Annotated in this window: 19 protein-coding genes; 10 read left to right on the top strand and 9 right to left on the bottom strand. The window is 70.2% G+C overall.

Going from position 1 to position 20,192, the window contains the following annotated elements; genetic code table 11:
• The first annotated feature begins 68 nt into the window (after nucleotides 1-68).
• The 10 genes from AWC02_RS12060 (at nucleotide 69) to AWC02_RS12015 (ending at nucleotide 11,892) form a co-directional block, all read left to right on the top strand.
• Nucleotides 69-803: a lytic transglycosylase domain-containing protein gene (locus AWC02_RS12060; protein WP_085129000.1), complete on the top strand. Its 735-nt coding sequence runs from the start codon at nucleotides 69-71 to the stop codon at nucleotides 801-803.
• 77 nt (nucleotides 804-880) lie between these two features.
• Entirely contained in the window at nucleotides 881-2,170 is a 1,290-nt protein-coding gene (eno, locus tag AWC02_RS12055) for a phosphopyruvate hydratase (RefSeq protein ID WP_085128999.1), read from the top strand.
• Between the two features lie 18 nt (nucleotides 2,171-2,188).
• Nucleotides 2,189-2,851, top strand: coding sequence for an FtsB family cell division protein (locus tag AWC02_RS12050; RefSeq protein ID WP_085128998.1), 663 nt, complete (start codon nucleotides 2,189-2,191; stop codon nucleotides 2,849-2,851).
• Nucleotides 2,844-3,335 (top strand): DUF501 domain-containing protein, encoded by a 492-nt coding sequence (locus tag AWC02_RS12045; protein ID WP_085128997.1) that lies wholly within the window; start codon nucleotides 2,844-2,846, stop codon nucleotides 3,333-3,335. Before AWC02_RS12050 ends, AWC02_RS12045 begins: the two co-directional genes overlap by 8 nt.
• Before the next feature lie 49 nt (nucleotides 3,336-3,384).
• Entirely contained in the window at nucleotides 3,385-4,329 is a 945-nt protein-coding gene (locus AWC02_RS12040) for a Ppx/GppA phosphatase family protein (RefSeq protein WP_085128996.1), read from the top strand.
• Between the two features lie 225 nt (nucleotides 4,330-4,554).
• Nucleotides 4,555-4,644: a potassium-transporting ATPase subunit F gene (locus AWC02_RS12035; protein ID WP_085128995.1), complete on the top strand. Its 90-nt coding sequence runs from the start codon at nucleotides 4,555-4,557 to the stop codon at nucleotides 4,642-4,644.
• Nucleotides 4,645-6,315: a potassium-transporting ATPase subunit KdpA gene (gene kdpA, locus AWC02_RS12030; RefSeq protein WP_085128994.1), complete on the top strand. Its 1,671-nt coding sequence runs from the start codon at nucleotides 4,645-4,647 to the stop codon at nucleotides 6,313-6,315.
• A gap of 1 nt (nucleotide 6,316) precedes the next feature.
• Nucleotides 6,317-8,455 (top strand): potassium-transporting ATPase subunit KdpB, encoded by a 2,139-nt coding sequence (gene kdpB, locus AWC02_RS12025; protein ID WP_085128993.1) that lies wholly within the window; start codon nucleotides 6,317-6,319, stop codon nucleotides 8,453-8,455.
• Between the two features lies 1 nt (nucleotide 8,456).
• The gene (locus AWC02_RS12020) at nucleotides 8,457-9,350 is read left to right on the top strand and encodes a potassium-transporting ATPase subunit C (protein WP_085128992.1); all 894 of its coding nucleotides are present in this window, start codon (nucleotides 8,457-8,459) and stop codon (nucleotides 9,348-9,350) included.
• Between the two features lie 7 nt (nucleotides 9,351-9,357).
• On the top strand, nucleotides 9,358-11,892 hold the full coding sequence (locus tag AWC02_RS12015; protein ID WP_237160442.1) for a sensor histidine kinase: 2,535 nt from the start codon (nucleotides 9,358-9,360) through the stop codon (nucleotides 11,890-11,892).
• A gap of 1 nt (nucleotide 11,893) precedes the next feature.
• Here the strand turns inward: AWC02_RS12015 and AWC02_RS12010 are convergent, their stop codons facing one another.
• From AWC02_RS12010 to AWC02_RS11970, 9 genes are all read right to left on the bottom strand, one after another.
• Complete coding sequence (locus tag AWC02_RS12010) at nucleotides 11,894-12,346, bottom strand: DUF1942 domain-containing protein (protein ID WP_419179249.1); 453 nt, start codon at nucleotides 12,344-12,346, stop codon at nucleotides 11,894-11,896.
• 67 nt (nucleotides 12,347-12,413) lie between these two features.
• The gene (locus AWC02_RS12005; protein WP_085128989.1) at nucleotides 12,414-13,097 is read right to left on the bottom strand and encodes a response regulator; all 684 of its coding nucleotides are present in this window, start codon (nucleotides 13,095-13,097) and stop codon (nucleotides 12,414-12,416) included.
• Nucleotides 13,097-15,604 (bottom strand): sensor histidine kinase, encoded by a 2,508-nt coding sequence (locus AWC02_RS12000; protein ID WP_085128988.1) that lies wholly within the window; start codon nucleotides 15,602-15,604, stop codon nucleotides 13,097-13,099. The genes AWC02_RS12005 and AWC02_RS12000 overlap by 1 nt, the downstream gene beginning before the upstream one ends.
• Before the next feature lie 28 nt (nucleotides 15,605-15,632).
• Nucleotides 15,633-16,808, bottom strand: a complete 1,176-nt coding sequence (locus AWC02_RS11995; protein ID WP_085128987.1) for a PPE family protein — start codon at nucleotides 16,806-16,808, stop codon at nucleotides 15,633-15,635.
• Nucleotides 16,809-16,824: 16 nt separating this feature from the next.
• Entirely contained in the window at nucleotides 16,825-17,637 is an 813-nt protein-coding gene (locus AWC02_RS22890) for a PE family protein (RefSeq protein WP_085128986.1), read from the bottom strand.
• A gap of 135 nt (nucleotides 17,638-17,772) precedes the next feature.
• Entirely contained in the window at nucleotides 17,773-18,057 is a 285-nt protein-coding gene (locus AWC02_RS11985; protein ID WP_085129119.1) for a WXG100 family type VII secretion target, read from the bottom strand.
• 32 nt (nucleotides 18,058-18,089) lie between these two features.
• On the bottom strand, nucleotides 18,090-18,386 hold the full coding sequence (locus AWC02_RS11980; protein ID WP_085128985.1) for a WXG100 family type VII secretion target: 297 nt from the start codon (nucleotides 18,384-18,386) through the stop codon (nucleotides 18,090-18,092).
• A 35-nt stretch (nucleotides 18,387-18,421) separates the two neighbouring features.
• A complete protein-coding gene (locus tag AWC02_RS11975) occupies nucleotides 18,422-19,549 on the bottom strand; it encodes a PPE family protein (RefSeq protein WP_085128984.1) in 1,128 nt (375 codons plus the stop codon).
• Between the two features lie 29 nt (nucleotides 19,550-19,578).
• Nucleotides 19,579-19,878 carry a PE family protein gene (locus tag AWC02_RS11970; protein WP_085129118.1) on the bottom strand — a complete coding sequence of 100 codons (300 nt, stop codon included), beginning with the start codon at nucleotides 19,876-19,878 and terminating at the stop codon, nucleotides 19,579-19,581.
• Nucleotides 19,879-20,192: the final 314 nt, after the last annotated feature.

The following is a 20,192-nucleotide window of genomic DNA, read 5'->3' as shown; positions in this document are numbered from 1 at the left end:
AGCCGCCGTCGGCGGAGCAGTCATGGAACGATGGACGGGTAACCAGAGTTTCGAGCTTGGGGAGATCGGTGTCGGCGCTACGTTGGCTGCGGACGGCTGCCGTGGTGGGCGGGACGGCTGTCCTGCTGGCATCCAGCTGCAGCTGGCAGCTCGGCAACCCGATCCCGCAGGGCGTCCCGCCGCCACCGGGTGACCCGGTCCCGCCGGTCAGCACCGATCTGGCGTCCGGCCGGCCCGCCGACCAGCTCTATCAGTGGGCCGCCGAACGGGCCCCGCTGCTGGGCATACCGATCACCGCGCTGGAGGCCTACGCCTACGCCGCGCGGGTCGCCGAGGTGGAGAACCCCGGCTGCCACCTGGGCTGGACCACACTGGCCGGTATCGGCCAGATCGAGAGTCACCACGGGCACTACAACAACGCCACGGTGGCACGCAACGGCGATGTGCGGCCCAAGATCCGCGGGGTCCGGCTCGACGGCTCCGGGGGCAATCTGCACATCGTCGAGGAGGTCCAGCCGGATCTGGCCGACGACGACGGCGTCGTCCGCGCGATGGGCCCGATGCAGTTCATCCCGGAGACCTGGCGGCTCTACGGCGTCGACGCCAACAACGACGGCATCATCAGCCCGGACAACATCGACGACGCCGCGCTGTCGGCGGCCGGATATCTGTGCTGGCGCGGTAAGGATCTGGCCACCCCCAAGGGCTGGATGACCGCACTGATGGCTTACAACCAGTCGGAGATCTACGCCCGCGCCGTCCGGGATTGGGCCGCGGCATACGCAGCCGGTCGCCCGCTGTGAGGCGTCCGGTACGGGCTAGGCTCCCAGCAGGCCCTCACTAGGACAACGCAGTCCCCACCCAGCTCAAGGAGAAGTCAGTGCCCATCATCCAGCAGGTCGGCGCCCGCGAGATCCTCGATTCCCGCGGCAACCCCACGGTCGAGGTCGAGGTCGCGCTGGAGGACGGCACCTTCGCCCGGGCCGCGGTGCCCTCCGGTGCCTCCACCGGTGAGCACGAGGCCGTGGAGCTGCGCGACGGCGGCGCGCGCTACGGCGGCAAGGGCGTGCAGCGAGCGGTCAGCGCGGTGCTGGACGAGATCGCGCCGGTGGTCATCGGTATCAGCGCCGACGACCAGCGGCTGGTCGACCAGGCGCTGGTGGACCTCGACGGCACGCCGGACAAGTCCCGGCTGGGCGCCAACGCCATGCTCGGGGTGTCGCTGGCGGTGGCCAAGGCCGCAGCCGACTCCGCGGCGCTGCCGCTGTACCGCTACCTCGGCGGACCCAACGCCCACATCCTGCCGGTGCCGATGATGAACATCCTCAACGGCGGCGCGCACGCCGACACCGGAGTCGACGTCCAGGAGTTCATGGTCGCCCCGATCGGCGCACCCAACTTCGCCGAGGCGCTGCGCTGGGGCGCGGAGGTCTACCACTCGCTCAAGGCCGTGCTCAAGAAGCAGGGCCTGGCCACCGGCCTGGGCGACGAGGGCGGTTTCGCCCCCGACGTCGCCAGCACCACCGCCGCGCTGGACCTGATCAGCACCGCGATCGAGGCCACCGGCCTCACCCTGGGCAGCGATGTGGCGCTGGCGCTCGACGTCGCGGCCACCGAGTTCTACACCGAGGGCAGCGGCTACGCGTTCGAGAAGCAGAACCGCACCGCTGAGCAGCTGGCCGAGTTCTACGCCTCGTTGCTCGACAGCTACCCGCTGGTGTCGATCGAAGACCCGCTGTCCGAGGACGACTGGGACGGCTGGGTGTCGCTGACCTCGGCGATCGGCGACCGCGTGCAGCTGGTCGGCGACGACCTGTTCGTCACCAACCCCGAACGTCTCGAGGAGGGCATCGAGCGGGGCGCGGCGAACGCGCTGCTGGTCAAGGTCAACCAGATCGGCACCTTGACCGAGACTCTGGACGCGGTCACCCTGGCCCACCACAGCGGCTACCGCACCATGATGAGCCACCGCAGCGGCGAGACCGAGGACACCACCATCGCCGACCTGGCGGTGGCCGTCAGCAGCGGTCAGATCAAGACCGGCGCTCCGGCCCGCAGCGAGCGAGTGGCCAAGTACAACCAGCTGCTGCGTATCGAGGAGGAACTCGGCGACGCCGCCCGCTATGCCGGCGAGCTGGCCTTCCCCCGCTACGCCCCGGAGAGCAAGTAGCAGCCAGGGGCCGCTGCCATGTCCGATCCGAAACGGCCCGACGCCAAGCGGCGCGCCGCGACATCGCGGCCGGGACGGGGCGGAGAAAACGGACGGGCGCGCCCGCGCCGCGCGCCGGCGGTACGCCGGGGGACCAGTAGCTCGCGAGCCCCGTCGCCGTCACCGGCCGGAGCGGTCAGACGCGCCATCGCGGCGGCCGCCGAGCAGAGCTCGGAGCTGCGGGTGGGGTTCACCGCCCGGCGGGCGGTGATCCTGGCGGCGGTGATGTGCGTGCTCACCCTGACCCTCGCCGGTCCGGTCCGTACCTTCTTCGCCCAGCACGCGGAGATGAAACAGCAGTCCCAATTGGAGGACACCCTGCACCGCCAGATCAGCGACCTGCAGCAGCAGAAGGCCAACCTCGAGGATCCCGCGCACATCCGGGCGCAGGCCCGCCAGCGCCTGGGCTTCGTCATGCCCGGCGAGATCCCCTACCAGGTGCAGCTGCCCGGCGCACCGGAGATGCCCGGCGAACCGGGCACCGACTCCCCGGCCCTGGCCAGCGACGATCCCTGGTACACCGCGCTGTGGCACACCATCGCCGACGCACCCCACCCCGCGCCGGTGCCGCCGGGCCCCCCGGGACCGCCCGGTCCGCCGGGGCTGCCCGCCCCGCCCGTACCGGTGGTGCCCGGTGGTTGATCCGGCCGACCTGGACGCAGTGAGCCGGCAACTGGGCCGCGAGGCGCGCGGCGTCCTGGAGATCTCCTACCGGTGCCCCAACGGCGAGCCCGCCGTGGTCAAGACCGCCCCGAAGCTGCCCGACGGAACACCGTTTCCCACCCTGTACTACCTGACGCACCCGGCGCTGACCGCCGCGGCCAGCCGGCTGGAGTCCTCGGGCCTGATGGCGCAGATGACCGAGCGGCTGCAGCACGATCCCGAGCTGGCCGCCGGCTACCGGGCCGCACACGAGTCCTATCTGGCCGAACGGGATGCCATCGAGCCGCTGGGCACCACGTTCACCGGCGGCGGGATGCCCGACCGGGTGAAATGCCTGCACGTGCTGATGGCGCATGCGCTGGCCAAGGGCCGCGGGGTCAACCCGTTCGGTGACGAGGCGCTGGCGATATTGGCGGCCGAACCGGCGATGGCGGGCATCCTGGCCCCGCAGGACTGGCTATGACACGCGCCCTTGACGGCGCAGAGCGCGGTGCTGCTGCGGAGCGGCGCACATGAACGCACTGGCCGGAATCGACTGCGGCACCAACTCGATTCGGCTGCTGATCGCCGAGCCGGTGAATGGCGGACTGCGCGACATCCATCGTGAGATGCGTGTCGTGCGGCTGGGCGAGGGCGTCGACGCGACCGGGCGATTCGCCCCCGAGGCACTGGAACGCACCCGCGCAGCGCTGGCTGACTACGCTGATCTGCTGCTGGCCCACGGTGTTTCACGGGTGCGGATGGTGGCCACCTCGGCCACCCGGGACGCGGCCAACCGCGACGTGTTCTTCGCGATGACCGCGCAGGCGCTGGGCCGAGCGGTACCGGGTGCGGTGGCCGAGGTCATCACCGGGGCGCAGGAAGCGCAACTGTCCTTCCGCGGCGCGGTCGGCGAGTTGGACAGCGCCGACGGGCCATTCGTGGTCGTGGACCTCGGGGGCGGATCCACCGAGGTGGTGCTCGGGGATCCCGAGAACGGGGTAGTGGCCAGCTATTCGGCGAACGTCGGCTGTGTCCGGGTCACCGAGCGGTGCTTGCATTCCGACCCGCCGACCGCCGCCGAGGTTTCGGCTGCCCGCGACATGGTCCGTGGACTGCTCGGCGAAGCGGTCGCGGCCGTGCCCGTCCAGCGCGCCCGGACCTGGGTGGGGGTGGCCGGCACCATGACGACGCTGGCGGCGTTGGCGCTCGGTCTCGAGAAGTACGACCCGACGGTGATCCACCTGTCGCATACCGGCTTCGACGAGCTCTCGGCGGTCTGCGACCGGCTGATCGGGATGAGCCGTGCCGAGCGGGCCGCGCTGGGTCCGATGCATCCCGGCCGTGTCGACGTGATCGGCGGCGGCGCGATCGTCGTCCAGGAGCTGGCCCGGATCTTCGCCGAGCGCGCCGGTATCGGCGAGCTGGTGGTCAGCGAACACGACATCCTGGACGGCATCGTGTTGTCGATCGCCTAGTGGCCCCGCCGGGTCGGACGCGGCCGCAGCGTAATTGAGCCGTTAAGGACGCCGCGTCGAGCGTAAAGAAAGCGTCAACGGCCACCGCCGTGCCGGTTGGCCGGGTCTAGCTTCAGGGCAGTCGGGTTCCCGAGAAGGAGACCACGTGGCTGTCGTTGCGTACCTGATCCTGACGGTGGTGCTCTTCGCCCTGCTCGGCGCGGTGCTGACGTGGGTGGAGCGACTGTGAGCGTCGCCAACGCCGTCGGTCTGGCACTGACCGTTCTGGTGCTCGCGCTGCTGGTCGCGGCGCTGCTCTTCCCGGAACGGTTCTAGGTGACTACGGCAGCCTCCGGGGCGGTGTTCCTGTCCTCGCTGGTGGTGGCGCTGGTTATCGTGCACGCCCCGCTGGGGGACTACATGCACCGGGTATATAGCCGCGAAACACATTCCCGCGGTGAACGATTCATCTACCGCATGGTGGGTGTGGACCCTGGGCGCGAGCAGACCTGGGTCGGCTATGCGCGCAGTGTGCTGGCTTTCTCCGCGGTGTGCGTGGTGTTCGTCTTCGCGGCGCAGCTGTTGCAGGGCGCGCTGGTGCTGCATCGCCCCCATGCGGCGGGCGCGATGACTGCCGGGCTGGCGTGGAACACCGCGGTCAGCTTCGTCACCAACACCAACTGGCAGGCGTACGCCGGTGAATCCACCCAGGGGCATCTGGTGCAGATGGCCGCCCTGGCGGTGCAGAACTTCGTGTCCGCGGCGGTCGGGATGGCGGTGGCCATCGCCTTGGTGCGCGGCTTCGCGCGACGGCGCACCGCGGTGCTGGGCTCATTCTGGGTTGATCTGGTCCGCGGCACCCTGCGCATCCTGTTGCCCATCGCGGCTCTTGCCGCCATTGTGTTGATCGCCGGCGGCGTCGTCCAGAACTTCCATGTCGAAGACCAGACCCTGACCACGATCGCGGGCGCGCCGCAGACCCTTCCCGGCGGCCCGGTGGCCAGCCAGGAGTCCATAAAGCTGTTGGGCACCAACGGGGGTGGCTTCTACAACGCCAACTCCGCGCATCCCTTCGAAAACCCCACCGCGTGGACCAACTGGTTGGAGATCTTTCTGCTGCTGGTCGTCGCGTTCTCCCTGCCCCGCACGTTCGGGCGCATGGTGGGCAGCGCAAAGCAGGGGCACGCCATCGTCGCCGTCATGACGGTGCTGGCCGTCATCGGCGTCGGCCTGCTCAGCTGGTCGCAGCTGGCGCACCACGGCACCGTTCCCACCGCGGTCGGGGCCGCCGGCGAAGGGGTCGAGCAGCGTCTCGGGGTCGCCGACTCCGCGGTCTTCGCCGCTGCCACCACGCTGACGTCCACCGGCGCGGTGGATTCCGCGCACGACTCCTACACCAGTCTGGGCGGCCTGATGACGATGGTCGACATGCAGCTCGGGGAGGTGGCGCCCGGCGGCGCCGGCTCCGGCCTCTACGGACTCCTGATCCTTGCCGTGATCACCGTGTTCGTCGCCGGTCTGATGGTGGGGCGTACCCCGGAATACCTGGGTAAGAAGATCACGGCGCGCGAAATCAAGCTGGCGGCAAGCTATTTCCTGGTGATGCCGGTGGTCGTGCTGGCCGGCACGGCCATCTCGATCGCCCTGCCGGGACCGCGCTCGGCGATGAGCAACACCGGGCCGCACGGACTGTCCGAGGTGCTGTATGCCTTCACCTCCGCGGCGAACAACAACGGTTCGGCGTTCGCCGGGTTGGCGGCCGACGGGACGTGGTACGAGACGGCGCTGGGAATCGCCATGCTCATCGGCAGATTCGTGCCGATCATCATGGTGCTCGCGCTGGCCGGGGCGCTCGCCGCGCAGGGACGCACTCCGGAATCGATCGGCACGTTGCCCACCCACAGACCGCAGTTCGTGGGCTTGGTGGTCGGCGTGACGGTCATCCTGGTCGCGCTCACCTTCCTGCCGTCGCTGGCGCTGGGTCCGCTGGCTGAAGGGCTGCACTGACATGCGCTCGGCCCTGGCGGCCTCCCCGCCACCGCAGACCGAGCACCGGCAGGTGCCGAGCGGACTGATCGACCGCGCCCTGCTGGCCCGGTCGCTGCCCGCCGCGCTGCGCAAGCTCGATCCCCGCACCCTGTGGCGCAACCCGGTGATGCTCATCGTCGAGATCGGCGCCGTGTGGTCGACGGTGCTGGCGATGGGCGATCCGAGCTGGTTCGGCTGGTTGACCGTGGGCTGGCTATGGCTGACCGTGGTGATCGCCAACCTGGCCGAAGCGGTCGCCGAAGGCCGCGGCAAGGCGCAGGCCGACGCGCTGCGAAAGTCCAAGTCCGACACGGTCGCGCGCCGGCTTCGCGGGTGGACCCCCACCACACCCGGTATCGAGGAGGCTGTGGCGGCACCACTGCTGCAGCGGGGAGACGTCGTGGTGGTCGAGGCGGGCCAGATCATCCCCGGCGACGGCGACGTGGTGCAGGGCATCGCCTCGGTGGACGAATCCGCGATCACCGGCGAATCGGCGCCGGTGATCCGGGAGTCCGGCGGAGACCGTTCGGCGGTCACCGGCGGAACCCGGGTGCTCTCGGACCGCATCGTGGTTCGGATCACCCAGCTACCCGGACACAGCTTCGTCGACCGGATGATCGCGCTGGTCGAAGGCGCCAACCGGCAACGGACCCCGAACGAGATCGCGTTGAACATCCTGCTGGCCGCCCTCAGCATCATCCTGGTGATCGCCGTGGCCACTCTGCAGCCGCTGGCGATCTACTCCAAGGCCGACAATCCCGGCGTCGCCGACACCGCGGCGCTCAACGGCAACGGCGTCAGCGGCATCGTCTTGGTGGCGCTGCTGGTCTGCCTGATCCCCACCACGATCGGGGCGCTGCTGTCCGCCATCGGGATCGCCGGCATGGACCGGCTGGTGCAGCGCAATGTGCTGGCCATGTCCGGCCGCGCGGTGGAGGCCGCCGGCGACGTCAACACCCTGCTGCTGGACAAGACCGGCACCATCACCCTGGGCAACCGGCACGCCTCGGAGTTCCTTGCACTGACCGGGGTCAGCGCCGCCGAACTGGCAGACGCCGCCCAGCTGTCCAGCCTCGCCGACGAAACCCCCGAGGGGCGCTCGATCGTCGTCTATGCCAAAGAGGCCTACGGGCTGCGTACCCGCACACCGGGCGAACTGACGGCCGCGACCTGGGTCGAGTTCTCCGCGCTGACGCGCATGTCCGGCGTGGATATCGGCGGACGCCAACTGCGCAAAGGCGCCACCCATGCGGTGGCGGACTGGGTGCGCGGCCACGGCGGCGAGATCCCCACCGAACTCGGCCAGATCGTCGACGGTATCGGCGCCGCCGGTGGCACCCCGCTGGTGGTCGCCGAAGTGCTCGTCGGCGGACCCGCCATGGTGCTCGGTGTCATTCACCTGCGCGACGTGCTCAAGCAGGGCATGCGCGAGCGGTTCGACGCCATGCGCCGGATGGGCATCCGGACCGTGATGATCACCGGCGACAACCCGTTGACCGCCAAGGCGATTGCCGATGAGGCCGGGGTCGACGACTTCCTTGCCGAGGCCACCCCCGAAGACAAGCTGATGCTGATCAAACGGGAGCAGCAGGGCGGTCGGCTGGTCGCGATGACCGGCGACGGCACCAACGACGCCCCGGCGCTGGCACAGGCCGATGTCGGGGTGGCGATGAACACCGGCACCAGCGCCGCCAAGGAAGCCGGCAACATGGTGGACCTGGACTCCGACCCCACCAAACTCATCGAGATCGTGGAGATCGGCAAGCAGCTGCTGATCACCCGGGGTGCGCTGACCACGTTCTCGATCGCCAACGACATCGCCAAATACTTCGCCATCATCCCGGCACTGTTCGTGGCGATCTTTCCGGGACTGGGCCTGCTCAACGTGATGCGGTTGCACAGTCCGCAGTCGGCGATCCTGTCGGCGGTGATCTTCAACGCGCTGATCATCGCCGCCCTGATCCCGCTGGCGCTGCGTGGAGTGCGTTACGTCGCGGGCAGCGCGTCCGCGCTGCTCAACCGCAACCTGGCGGTCTACGGCCTGGGCGGCATCGCGGCCCCGTTCCTCGGCATCAAACTGATCGACCTGCTGGTGCAGCTGCTACCCGGGATGGCCTGAGATGAGAATGACGGACGCGATCCGGGGCCACCTGGTGGCGCTGCGGGCACTGCTGGTCTTGACCGCCATCCTGGGCATCGGCTACCCGATCGGTGTCTGGCTGGTGGCGCAGATCCCGGGTCTGCACGGCCGCGCCGAAGGCTCGCTGATCACCGTGGACGGCCAGCCGGTCGCCAGCGCCCTGATCGGGCAGTCGTTCACCGACGCCGCCGGCCGCCCGTTGCCCCAGTATCTGCAGAGCCGGCCGAGCGCAACCGGCTACGACACCCTGGCAAGCGGGGCAAGCAATCTGGGCCCGGAAAGCATGGTCGACCGGCCCGCGCACCCGAGCCTGCTCAGCCAGGTCTGCGCGCGCAGCGTAGCCATTGCGCAGACGGAAGGCCTGGGTGCGGCGGCCGGGGCGCGGCCCTTCTGCACGCCGGGCGGAAAGGGCGCGGTACTGGCTGTTTTCGGCCCGCGCGACGCCCACGGCGCCGTCACCCATCCCAGCCGCGTGGTCAGCGTCAACGAACCGTGCCAGACCGGCAGCGCACCCTTTATGGCCGAATACCACGGCGTCCGTGTGCAATGCGCGCAGGCGGGCGAGGACTATGCGGCCGGCCGCATCGTGCCGATCCGGGGGGCCGCGCCCGGGCATCCCCGGGTGCCGGCCGATGCGGTCACCGCCAGCGGCAGCGGCCTGGACCCCGACATCTCACCGGCCTACGCCGACCTGCAGGCCGAGCGGATCGCGAAAGCGCGGGGCATCAGCGCAGCCGAGGTCCGCGCGGTGATCGGTGCCCATCAGCGCGGCCGACTGCTGGGATTCCTCGGCCAGGCCCGGGTGAGCGTGGTTGCGGTCAACCTGGAATTGGACCGCCGGCACCCTGTCGCCGGTTGCTGCCGGGGCGGATGATCGAACTGTGAGCCCTTACGACTCGCCTTGCAAGCGTGGGGAGTTGCGCATCTATCTCGGTGCGGCTCCCGGCGTCGGCAAAACCTACGCGATGCTCGGGGAGGCCCATCGGCGGCTGGAGCGGGGCACCGACGTGGTGGCGGCGGTGGTCGAGACATACGGCCGGCGGCACACCGAGGAACTGCTCGAGGGAATCGAGGTGGTCCCGCCGCGCTGGATCGACTACCGCGGCAAGCGTTTCCCCGAACTCGATGTCGACGCCGTGCTGGCGCGCCGGCCGCAGGTGGCGCTCGTCGACGAGCTGGCCCACACCAACACGCCGGGAAGCGCCAACCACAAACGGTGGCAGGACGTCGAACAGCTGCTCGCCGCCGGAATCACGGTGATCTCCACGCTCAATGTGCAGCACCTGGAGAGCCTCAACGACGTCGTCGCCGAGATCACCGGCGTGCAGCAGCAGGAGACCGTGCCGGACGCGTTCGTCCGGCAGGCGTCGCAGCTGGAACTCGTCGACATCGCCCCGGAAGCCCTGCGCCGACGGCTCGCCCACGGAAACGTCTACGCGCCCGAGAAAGTCGACGCGGCCTTGTCGAACTTCTTCCGGGGCGGCAATCTCACGGCGTTGCGGGAACTGGCGCTGCTGTGGGTGGCGGACCAGGTGGACGCCGCGCTGGCCAAATACCGCGCCGACAACAAGATCACCGCCACCTGGGAGGCCCGCGAGCGCGTGGTGGTGGCCGTGACCGGCGGCCCGGAATCGGAGACACTGATCCGGCGTGCCTCACGGATCGCGTCGCGGTCCGGAGCGGAGCTGGAGGCCCTACACGTGCTGACCGGCGACGGGCACTCGGGGTTGCCGCCCGCGCGGATCGGGAAGATCCGCGAACTGGCCACCAGCCTGGGCGCTGCCCTGCACGTCGTCGTCGGCGACGACGTGCCGAGCGCGCTGCTGGACTTCGCCCGCGAAGTCAACGCCACCCAGCTGGTGATCGGGACGTCACGCCGGTCCCGCTGGGCGCGGCTGTTCGAGGAGGGCATCGGAGCCACGGTGGTGCGCCGGTCCGGCAAGATCGACGTCCACATCGTGACCCACGAGGAGTCCCGGGGCGGCATCCGTATGCCGGTGATGTCTGCCCGGCAACGTCGCGCCCTGCCGTGGCTGGCGGCGGCGCTCGTACCCGCGGCGGTGTGCGCCGTCACCGTGAAACTGTTGGACCCCCTGCTCGGGGTGGGCGGCGAGAGCGCGCTGTTCTTCGTCAGTGTGCTCGTGGTCTCGCTGCTGGGCGGCGTTGGGGCGGCAAGTGTTTCGGCGGTGATATCGGGGTTGCTGCTCAACTACTTCCTGATCGACCCGCGCTACAGTTTCACCATCGCCGACACCGATTCGGCGATCACCGAGGTCGTCCTGCTGTTGGTCGCAGTCGCCGTCGCGGCGCTGGTGGATCGTGCCGCCGAACGCGCCCGCGAGGCCGGCCGTGCCTCACATGACGCGGAGCTTTTGGCCCTGTTCTCCGGGGCGGTGCTGCGCGGCGCCGATCTTGCGACGCTGTTGGAACGCGTGCGGGAGACCTACGCGCTGCGGGCAGTGAGCCTGCTGCGGCAGCGCACCCCCAACGGCACGGAATCCGGGCGCACGATCATCGCCACCGTGGGCGAGGCACCCCAGTTGACCGTCGAGTCCGCCGACACCGCGATCGACGCCGACGAGGAATTCTGGATGCTGCTGTCGGGCAGACAGTTGGCGGCCCGTGACCGACGGGTGCTGTCCGCGGTGGCCAAACAGGCAGCCGGGCTGGTCAGACAGCGCGAACTGGCCGCCGAGGCCACCCGCGCCGAGGCCGTCGTACGCGCCGATGAGCTGCGCCGCTCGCTGCTGTCGGCGGTCAGTCATGACCTGCGGACCCCGCTGGCCGCGGCCAAGGCCGCGGTGTCGAGTCTGCGCGCCGAGGACGTCGGCTTCTCACCGGAGGACACCGCCGAACTGCTGGCCACCGTCGAGGAATCGGTCGACCAGCTCACCGCCCTGGTGGCCAACCTGCTCGATTCCTCCCGGCTGGCCGCCGGGGCGGTGCGACCGGCGTTGCACCGGGTGTATCTCGACGACGCCGTGGAAAACGCCATGGGCAGTATCGGCCGCGGCGACACCGGCTTTCGCCGTACCGGTATCGAGCGTGTCGCCGTCGACGTGGGCGATGAGGTGGTGCTGGCCGATGCGGGACTGCTGGACCGGGTGCTGGCCAACCTGCTGGACAACGCACTGCGCTACGCCCCGACGGGCGCCGTGCGGGTCAGTGCATCCCGGCTCGGCGACCGGGTGGTGATCCACATCGCCGACCAGGGCCGGGGCCTGCCGCCCGGCGGCGAGCGCCTGTTCGAGCCCTTCCAGCGCAGCGGCGACCAGCACAACACCACCGGGATCGGGCTGGGCCTCTCGGTGGCGCGAGGATTCGCCGAAGCGATGGGCGGAACCCTCGGCGCCACCGAGACACCGGGCGGCGGGCTCACCATGGTGCTGGATCTGGCCGCGCCGCCCGAGCCCTGACTCAGTGCTTCCAGATGACCTTGTCGACTCCGGTGGCGTCGCGGTAGACGACGCTGTCGGGCGCCGTGCCGTTCTTCACGTCGAAGTAAAGCCGGCCAGTGGTCTGGCTACCCGCCGCAATAGGCGCGTTGGGCAGACCGTCGGTTTCGTTGCCCTTCATCACCGCAAACGTCGAGCTGTTGACGGCGCGGGCGTTGAAGTCGGCGATATTCGGTGTCGGTGAACCGCTCACCGCACGAGCGGTGACATCGGAATACCAGATCCCGTCGTTGTGCCCGCTGGGCTGCAGGTTCTCGACGGTGTAATCGATGGCTCCGCCGGGACTTTGAATTTCTTGCGAGTCGCCGAATCCGACCACCTGGGGGTCGGCCCATGCCGGCGCCACTGCCAGCATTCCTGCCGCCGCGAGGCCGGCCGTTGCCACGGCTGTTTTCTTGGCGATGTGGGTGAACATCACGGTATAGCTCCTTCCGCTTGGTTCGGAAGGCATATCCGCGCCGACGGAATTCAAAACCTGCAATTCACACCTCGAAGCGATAACCCATCCCCGCCTCGGTGAGCAGATGCTTGGGATTCGACGGATCGTTTTCGAGTTTGCGCCGCAACTGTGCCAGGTAAACCCGCAGGTACTGGGTCTCCTTGGCGTAGGCCGGACCCCACACCTGGGTGAGCAATTCGTCGCGGCCCACCAATTTGCCCCGGTTGCGCACCAGCATCTCCAACATGCCCCACTCGGTGGGGGTCAAGTGCACCTCGCCGCCGTTCTTGATGACTTTCTTGGCCGCCAGGTCGACGGTGAACGAAGAGGTTTCGACTATCGGCTGGTCGATCTCGGCGGTTGCGGCATTGCGCCGAGCGGCGGCCCGCAGCCGAGCCAGGAATTCGTCCATTCCGAAGGGTTTGGTGACGTAGTCGTCGGCACCGGCGTCCAGGGCCTCCACCTTGTCGGCGGAGTCGGTGCGCGCCGACAGCACGATCACCGGAGCCGTCAGCCAGCCGCGCAGCCCGGCCAGCACCTCGATGCCGGAGATGTCGGGCAGCCCCAGGTCCAGGATCACCACGTCGGGGCGCTGTTCGGCGGCGGCGCGCAACGCACCGGCCCCGGTCGAGGCGGTGACGACTTCGTAGCCGCGCACCGACAGGTTGATTTTCAGCGCGCGCAGGATCTGCGGCTCGTCGTCGACTACCAGAACCCGTGTGCTCATCAGCTCTCTCCCCCCGGTGCGGCCAGATCTATCACCATGGTCAACCCGCCACCGGGCGTCTCCGTCGCCGAGATGCTGCCGCCCATCGCCTCGGTGAAGCCCCGCGCCACCGACAGGCCCAGGCCGACACCGCTGGTGTTGTCGCGGTCGCCCAAGCGCTGGAACGGATCGAACACATAGGCCTGGCCGCCCGGCGGCAGGCCGCGGCCCTCATCGGCGACGTTGATCAGCACCCGGTCTCCGACGCGCCCGGCCGTCACCCGCACCACGCTGTCGGAGGCGTAGCGCAACGCGTTGTCGATCACGTTGGCCAGCACGCGTTCCAGCAGACCGGCGTCGGCCATCGCCACGGTCGCCCCGACCTCGACCTTCACCTGGTCCACTCCGGCCCGGCCGAAGGCGTTGCTGCGCTTTCCGATTCCGACCAACGCGCGCTGCACCACCTCTTCCAGGTAGACCTTCGTCAGCTCAGGCCGGATCACGCCAGCCGCCAGCCGGGACGAGTCCAGCAGGTTGCCCACCAGGTCGGTGAGCTGGTCGATCGATTCCTCCACGGTGGCCAGCAGTTCGGCGGTGTCGGCGGGGGAGAAGTCGACGTCGTCGGCGCGCAGACTCGACACCGCCGCCTTGGCCGCGGCCAGCGGCGTGCGCAGGTCATGACTGACCGCCGACAGCAGCGAGCGGCGCAGCTCGTCGGTGCGCATCACCGCGTCGGCGCGGTCGGCCTCGGCGGCCAGTTCCTCCTGGCGGACCAGTCCCGCGGCCTGCCGCGCCACCACCGACAGCACCCGCCGATCACGCGAGGCCAACTGCCGGCCGGCCATCAGCATCCAGAATTCGTTGTCGCCCACGTCGATCGAGGTGTCCGCGAGCTCGACCGAGGTGCACGGGTCCTCGCCCACCGAGGCCACCACCTGGGTAGTCGCGTTGTTGTTCGACACCCGAACCAGGCTGACCGAGCGCTGCGCGTAGGTCTCGCGGACCCGCTCGAGCAGGGTGTCCAGATCCGCGCCGCGCAGCACCGATCCGGCGAACAGCGTCATCAGTTCGGCTTCGCGTGAGGCCCGGCCGGCCTCCCGGCTCCGGTTGGCGGCGCTGTCGACCAGGGCGGCCACCGCGACCGCCACCAACAGCAGCACCACTTCGGTTACCGCGGCGTCGGTTTCGGCGATGGTGAAGTCGCGGCGCGGCGCGAGCAGGAAGTAGTTCAGCAGCACCCCCGACAACACCGCCGACAGCACCGCCGGGCCGATCCCGCCGAGCAGGGCCACCAGCAGCACACCGACGAAGAACAGCGCACTCAGGCCGGTCTCCAGGTAGCGGTCGAGCAGGCCCACCGTGATCGCGCACATCACGCAGGGCACGACGACCGCCGCCAGCCAGGACATCGCGCGCCGTTCCGGCGGGGAGAGCGACAGCGCCCGCAAACCCGGCCGGGCGGCGTCGGTGGTGACGATGTGCACGTCGATGTCGCCGGAGTGCTGCACCACTGCCGCACCGACGCCCTCGTCGAAGATGCGCGCCCAGCGCGACCGCCGGGAGCTGCCGATCACCAGCTGAGTGGCGTTGACGTCACGGGCGAACTCCAGCAGCCCGGTCGGCACGTCGTCACCGATCACGGTGTGCAGCGAGGCCCCCAGGCTGATCGCCAGCTGGCGCATTTTGCCCACCCACGGGGCCGGTGCTCCCGACAGGCCGTCGCCGCCCAGGACGTGCAGCACCAGCAGTTCACCGCCGGCCTTGGAGGCGATCCGGGACGCCCGGCGCACCAGCGCTTCGGATTCGGGTCCGCCGGTGACCGCGGCCACGATGCGTTCCCGGGCCTCCCAGGTCTCGGTGATCTTCTTGTCGGCCCGGTACCGGGTCAGTGCGGCGTCGACCTGCCCGGCCAGCCACAGCAGCGCCAGTTCCCGCAGCGCGGTCAGGGTCTCGCCGCGGAAGTAGTTGGCCAGCGCCGCGTCCACCTTCTCCGGGGGATAGACGTTGCCGTGAGACAGCCTGCGGCGCAGGGCCTCCGGTGCGATGTCGATGAGTTCGATCTGCTCGGCCTTGCGCACGACCGCGTCGGGGACGGTGTCGAGCTGGGGGGTTCCGGTGATCTTGGCGGCGACGTCGCTCAGGCTCTCCAGCTGCTGGACGTTGAGGGTGGAGATGACGGTGATGCCCGCCTCGAGCAGTTCCTCGATGTCCTGCCAGCGTTTGGCGTTGCGGCTGCCCGGCGGGTTGGTGTGGGCGAGGTCGTCGACCAGGACCACCTGCGGGTGGCGTGCCAGCACCGCGTCGACGTCGAGTTCGCCGCCGGGCTCGCCGACGATCTCGATGCCCTGCAGCAGCTCGGCGGTCTTGGGGCGGCCGTGCGTCTGCACCGCGGCGGCCACCACGTCGGTGCCGCGCTCGGCGCGGCGGTGGGCTTCGCCGAGCATGGCGTAGGTCTTCCCGACCCCGGGCGCAGCACCCAGGTAGATGCGGAGTTCCCCGCGCCGGGGGCGCTGGCTCACGACACTCACCCGACCATCATCCCGGCAAACGGCGTCCTCAGCCAGCGGCGACGGGCCGTGCCATCACGGTGGGCTTGAACCCGTAGCGCGGGTTGCTCGACCCCGAGCCGCTGCGCGCCGCGGCGGCCGCGGCCGGAATCCCGGCCCCGACGGCGTTGACCGTTCCGGCCTCCTCGGCGTCGGTCCAGCCGTGGCTGACCAGGGTGGCGGCATTGTCGGGAATCGACGTCGCCGTGGCGGGCACCGCTGCGGGCCAGCTGGTCGGCACCGACAGCCCGCCTGCCGCGGCGGCCTTGCCGAGCCCGGCCAGCACCGGTGCGCCGCCGGAAGCCGCCCCGGCCGGGACGCCGACGGAGTCCACCAGCACCATCGATCCCGCCGCTTCGGCGGCGGGCCCGTGCGCGATGGCGATGGCGCTGGCGATGCCGGCGAACATGTGCCACACACCGGCGTTGCTCAACGCCGAGCTGTAGGTCTGCAGTCCGTTCCAGATCCCGATGTTCTGGGTGGAGCCGATGAAGTTGGACAGGAAGTCGGCGCCGCCCTGCGCCGGCAGCGACGCGGCGGCCGGACCGGCCAGGGTCTGCACGGCCGCGGGCAACCCGGAGACCAGCTGCGACAGCCCGTCCTGGGCGCTGCTGGCCGACGCCTGCGCCACCGCGGCGCCCTGACCGGCCAGGCCGACCGGGTTGGCGCCGGGCGTCGGGGAGTTCAGCGGCTGCAGCACCCCGGCCAGCGACGACGAGGCCGCATACCCGTACATGGCCAGGGCGTCCTGCGCCCACATCTCGGCGTACTGGGCCTCCACCGCCGCGATCGCCGCGGTGTTGAGCCCCAGGAAGTTGGTCGCCACCAGGGCGGCGAACTGGGCCCGGTTGGCGGCCACCACCGCCGGCGGCACCGTCATCGCGAAGGCCGCCTCGTAGGCGGCGGCCGACGCCGATGCCTGCGCCGCGGCGTGCTCGGCGGCGGCGGCGGTGGTGTTGAGCCACGCGATGTAGGGCCGGGCGGCGGCGGCCATCGCCGCGGCGGCGGGGCCGCGCCAGGTCTCCTCGGTCAGGGTCGAGATCACCGACTCGTAGGTGGCCGCGGTGGTGGCCAGTTCGGCGCCCAGGGAGTTCCAGGCCGTGGCGGCGGCGGTCATCGGCGCGGCGCCGGCGCCGGCGTACATGCGCGCGGAGTTGATTTCGGGGGGAAGGGCTGCGTAATCCATGGCGGCGAAGTCCGTTCTAGACGATCGGCTTGCGGGGCATCACAACCGGCTTGACGCCGTAGCGCGGGCGGCCGAACCCGTAGCGGCCGCGCTCGGCCGGCGCCACGGGAGCGCCGGCGGGCAGCGTGGCCGCACCGTGCGGTTCGGCGGCCGGGCCGGCTGCGGCGAGCGGGCGGGCGGTGGCGGCCGGTTCGGCTTCGGCGGCCCAGGTGGGCGGCGCCGACAGCTTGTTGACCGGGGCGGCCTGGCCGGCGGCCGCGGCGACCGGGGCGCCGGCGGCCGCCGGTGTGGTCTGGGCGACCAGTTCGGCGTTGGCGGCGCCGTTGATGTGGTGGACCACACCGGACGGGTTGGTGATGAAGCCGGTGCCCAGGCTGGTGAACGCTGAGGTGCCGGAGGCCAGGTTGCTGGCCTGCATGGCGGCCAGGATGGCGGAGTTGCTGGCGATCCCGCCGAGCCCGTAGGTCGGGTCGGCGGCGGCGCCCGTTCCGGCGTTCGCCAGGCTGGACGCGGTGCCCAGCCCCGCGGTGGAGGTGGCCGCCGCGGAGTTGGCGGACTCGGTCTGTCCGTAGGACTCGGCGCTGGTGCGCAGGGTGTGGATGAACAGTTCCTGCATGGCTGCGGCTTGGGCGCTGATCTGCTGATACAGCGTGCCGTAGGCGGAGAACTGGGCGGCCTGCAGGGCGGAGACCTCATCGGAGGCGGCCGGGGCCAGCCCGGTGATCGGGCTGGCCGCGGCCGCGTTCTGAGCGTTGAGTCCCGCGGCGATCGTTTGCAGGTCACCGGCCGCCGCGGTCAACGCCTCGGGATGGGTGGTCAGGAACGACATGACAGCTCCTCGCGAAGTGTGAAGCCGGCCCCTACGGGGCCCGGGTTAGGGCTCCACTTTTTCGCCCGACCTGCTGCTGTGAGGTGTCGTTAACGAGTTCTTAACGGTCTGGTGCGGATTATTGACGGTTTGCTATCAGGCCCAGCTGGACCCGACGGCGGCGTCGGTGCCGGCCATGTTGTTGCCGGCCGTCTGCACCTTCTGCCCGTGGGCGTTGGCCTGCTCGTAGATGACCGCGAAGTTGCGACCGAGGGCGGTCACGAACTCCTGGCAGGCCACCGAACCGGCGCCGCCCCAGAAGTCCCCGGCGGCCAGCACGTCGTGCACGATCGCCTGGTGTTCGGCCTCCAGGGCGGCGGCCTGGGCGCGGATCAGCGCGCCGTGGGCGTCGACATCACCGAACTGGTAATTGATGGACATCGGAACCATTACTCCTTGTTGTTGTGGTTGGGTTAGCTGCTCAGGACCTGCTGCGAAGCAGCTTCCTGCTGTTCGTACAGGTTGGCGTCACGGAGCAGTCCGTCGCGCACGTCGTGCAGCATCCTGACGATGTTGCTGAACGCGGTCTGCATCTGCCCCATGGTGTCGTAGGACGTGCGTTCGGCCAGCCCGCCCCAGCCGGAGCCGGAAATGCTGGTCGTCGACGCCCACATCCGCCGGGCTTCGTCCTCCACGGTCTGCGCGTGGGCGTCGAAACGTGCCGCCGTTGCGCGCATGGCGTGCGGGTCGGTCATGAAACGGGTGGTCATTGTTCTTTCTCCTTGGGTTGTTCTGTTTTCACTGCTCAGCCGGCCGCCACCGGATGGATGGTGACGGTGGGCCGAAATCCGTAGTTGTTGTCGTTGCTCGACGAGCTGGTGCGTGAGGCGAGCGGTGCGATGGGCATCCCGGCGGGCATGGCGCCCGCGCCGCGCTCGGCCGCGGCCGGCAGGGCCGCGCCCGCGAGCGCAGTGGTGCTGTTGCCCACCGACGCGCCGGTGGAGGCCCAGGCCGGGGGGACCGACAACAGTCCGACCGACGCCGCCCGCCCCATGCCGGCCACCACGCCGGCGCTCTTGCCCGCGCTGGTACCCAGCGCGCCGGCTGAGGTGGCCAGCCGCGCCGCGCCGCTCAGAGCGGGGGCCGCATACAGCGGGGCCGCGGCCAGTGCGGATGTCGCGGGGCTGCCGTCACCGGCGCTGCCGAAGATGCCCAGCATGTTCGACAGCACGCCCATCAGGTTCGAGCCACCCGAGCTCGCCATCGAGGTCAGGTTGGCCGGGTCCAGCAGGCTGCTCAGCATCCCCTCCGCGGCCGACGATCCGGATTGCAGCGGCGACGAAAAGCCTTGCAGGGCTGAGGGAACCGCCGAGATCAGCTGGGAGACGCCGCCCAGTCCCACCGGGCTGGTGCTCGTGACGGGCTCGGTGAAGGGGGTCACCTGCGCCGCCGCGGCCGCCGAGGCCGCGTAGCCGTACATGGCCGCGGCGTCCTGGGCCCACATCTGCGCGTACTGCGCCTCGGTGGCCATGATCGCCGGGGTGTTCTGGCCCAGCAGGTTGGTCGCGACCAGCATCATCAAAAGGCTGCGGTTAGCCGCGATCAGCGGCGGTGGCACCGTCATGGCGAACGCCGCCTCGAATGCCGCAGCGGCCGCGGTGGCCTGCGTGGCAGTCTGCTCGGCCAGCTCGGCGGTGGTGTTGAGCCACGCCACGTAGGGCGTGACCGCGGCGACCATCGCCGCCGACGACGGGCCCGTCCACAGCGCGCCGGCCAGCTGGGTGACCACCGACTGATAGGCGGCGGCGGTCAGTCCCAGTTCCACGGCCAGGCCGTGCCAGGCGGTGGCGGCGGCCAGCATGGGCGCCGGTCCCGGGCCGGTGTAGATCCAGGCAGAGTTGATCTCCGGGGGCAACGCCCCGAACTCCAACATTTCTCGAATCCTTTTGCGTGACTGTGGACCTAGCGGGCTGCGATCGCGTTGGCGGCCTCGGTCGCCTCGTACGCGGCAGCGCTGGTCATCAAGGTGGTGACGAACATCTGGTGAACCGCATCCGCCTGGGCACTGACCGCTTGGTACAGCCCGGCGTGCGCGGCGAACTGTGCGGCGGTCAACGCCGACACCGGGTCCGCTGCTGCGGGGATCACACCGGTAGTCGCCGGGGCAGCGGCCGCGTTCTGGGCGGCCATCGCCGAACCGATACCGGTCAATTCGCCGGCCGCGGCTGTCAGCTCTGCGGGCTGAGCGCTCACGAACGACATCAACGACATCACCATCTCCTCATCGAACGAGCCGGCACCGTGCCGGCCACGAGATCCACAGTGCCGATGCGCCGCCCGGATAGCTCGTGCCCTTACGCGGTCTTAACGGCCCCCGTTCAAACCTTGATGAGTCCTTGATGACCGCCGCTCGATGTCGGCGCAAATCCCCACTGTGCCTGCGGATTTGACGCTGATATGCCCGGGTGAGATGGCCGACAAATCGGCGTGTCACTGTGAGGCAGGTCTCTAGTTGTGGGGTGGGCTACAAGGGTGGTTTGTGGGTTCTAGGGCGGGGGTCGGCCGGCGGCGGAGGG

It is taken from the genome of Mycolicibacter engbaekii (genome assembly GCF_002101585.1).
Taxonomy (GTDB): Bacteria; Actinomycetota; Actinomycetes; order Mycobacteriales; family Mycobacteriaceae; genus Mycobacterium; species Mycobacterium engbaekii.
Note: the sequence above shows the minus strand (reverse complement) of the source record. Positions and strands in the feature narration are given on the sequence as shown.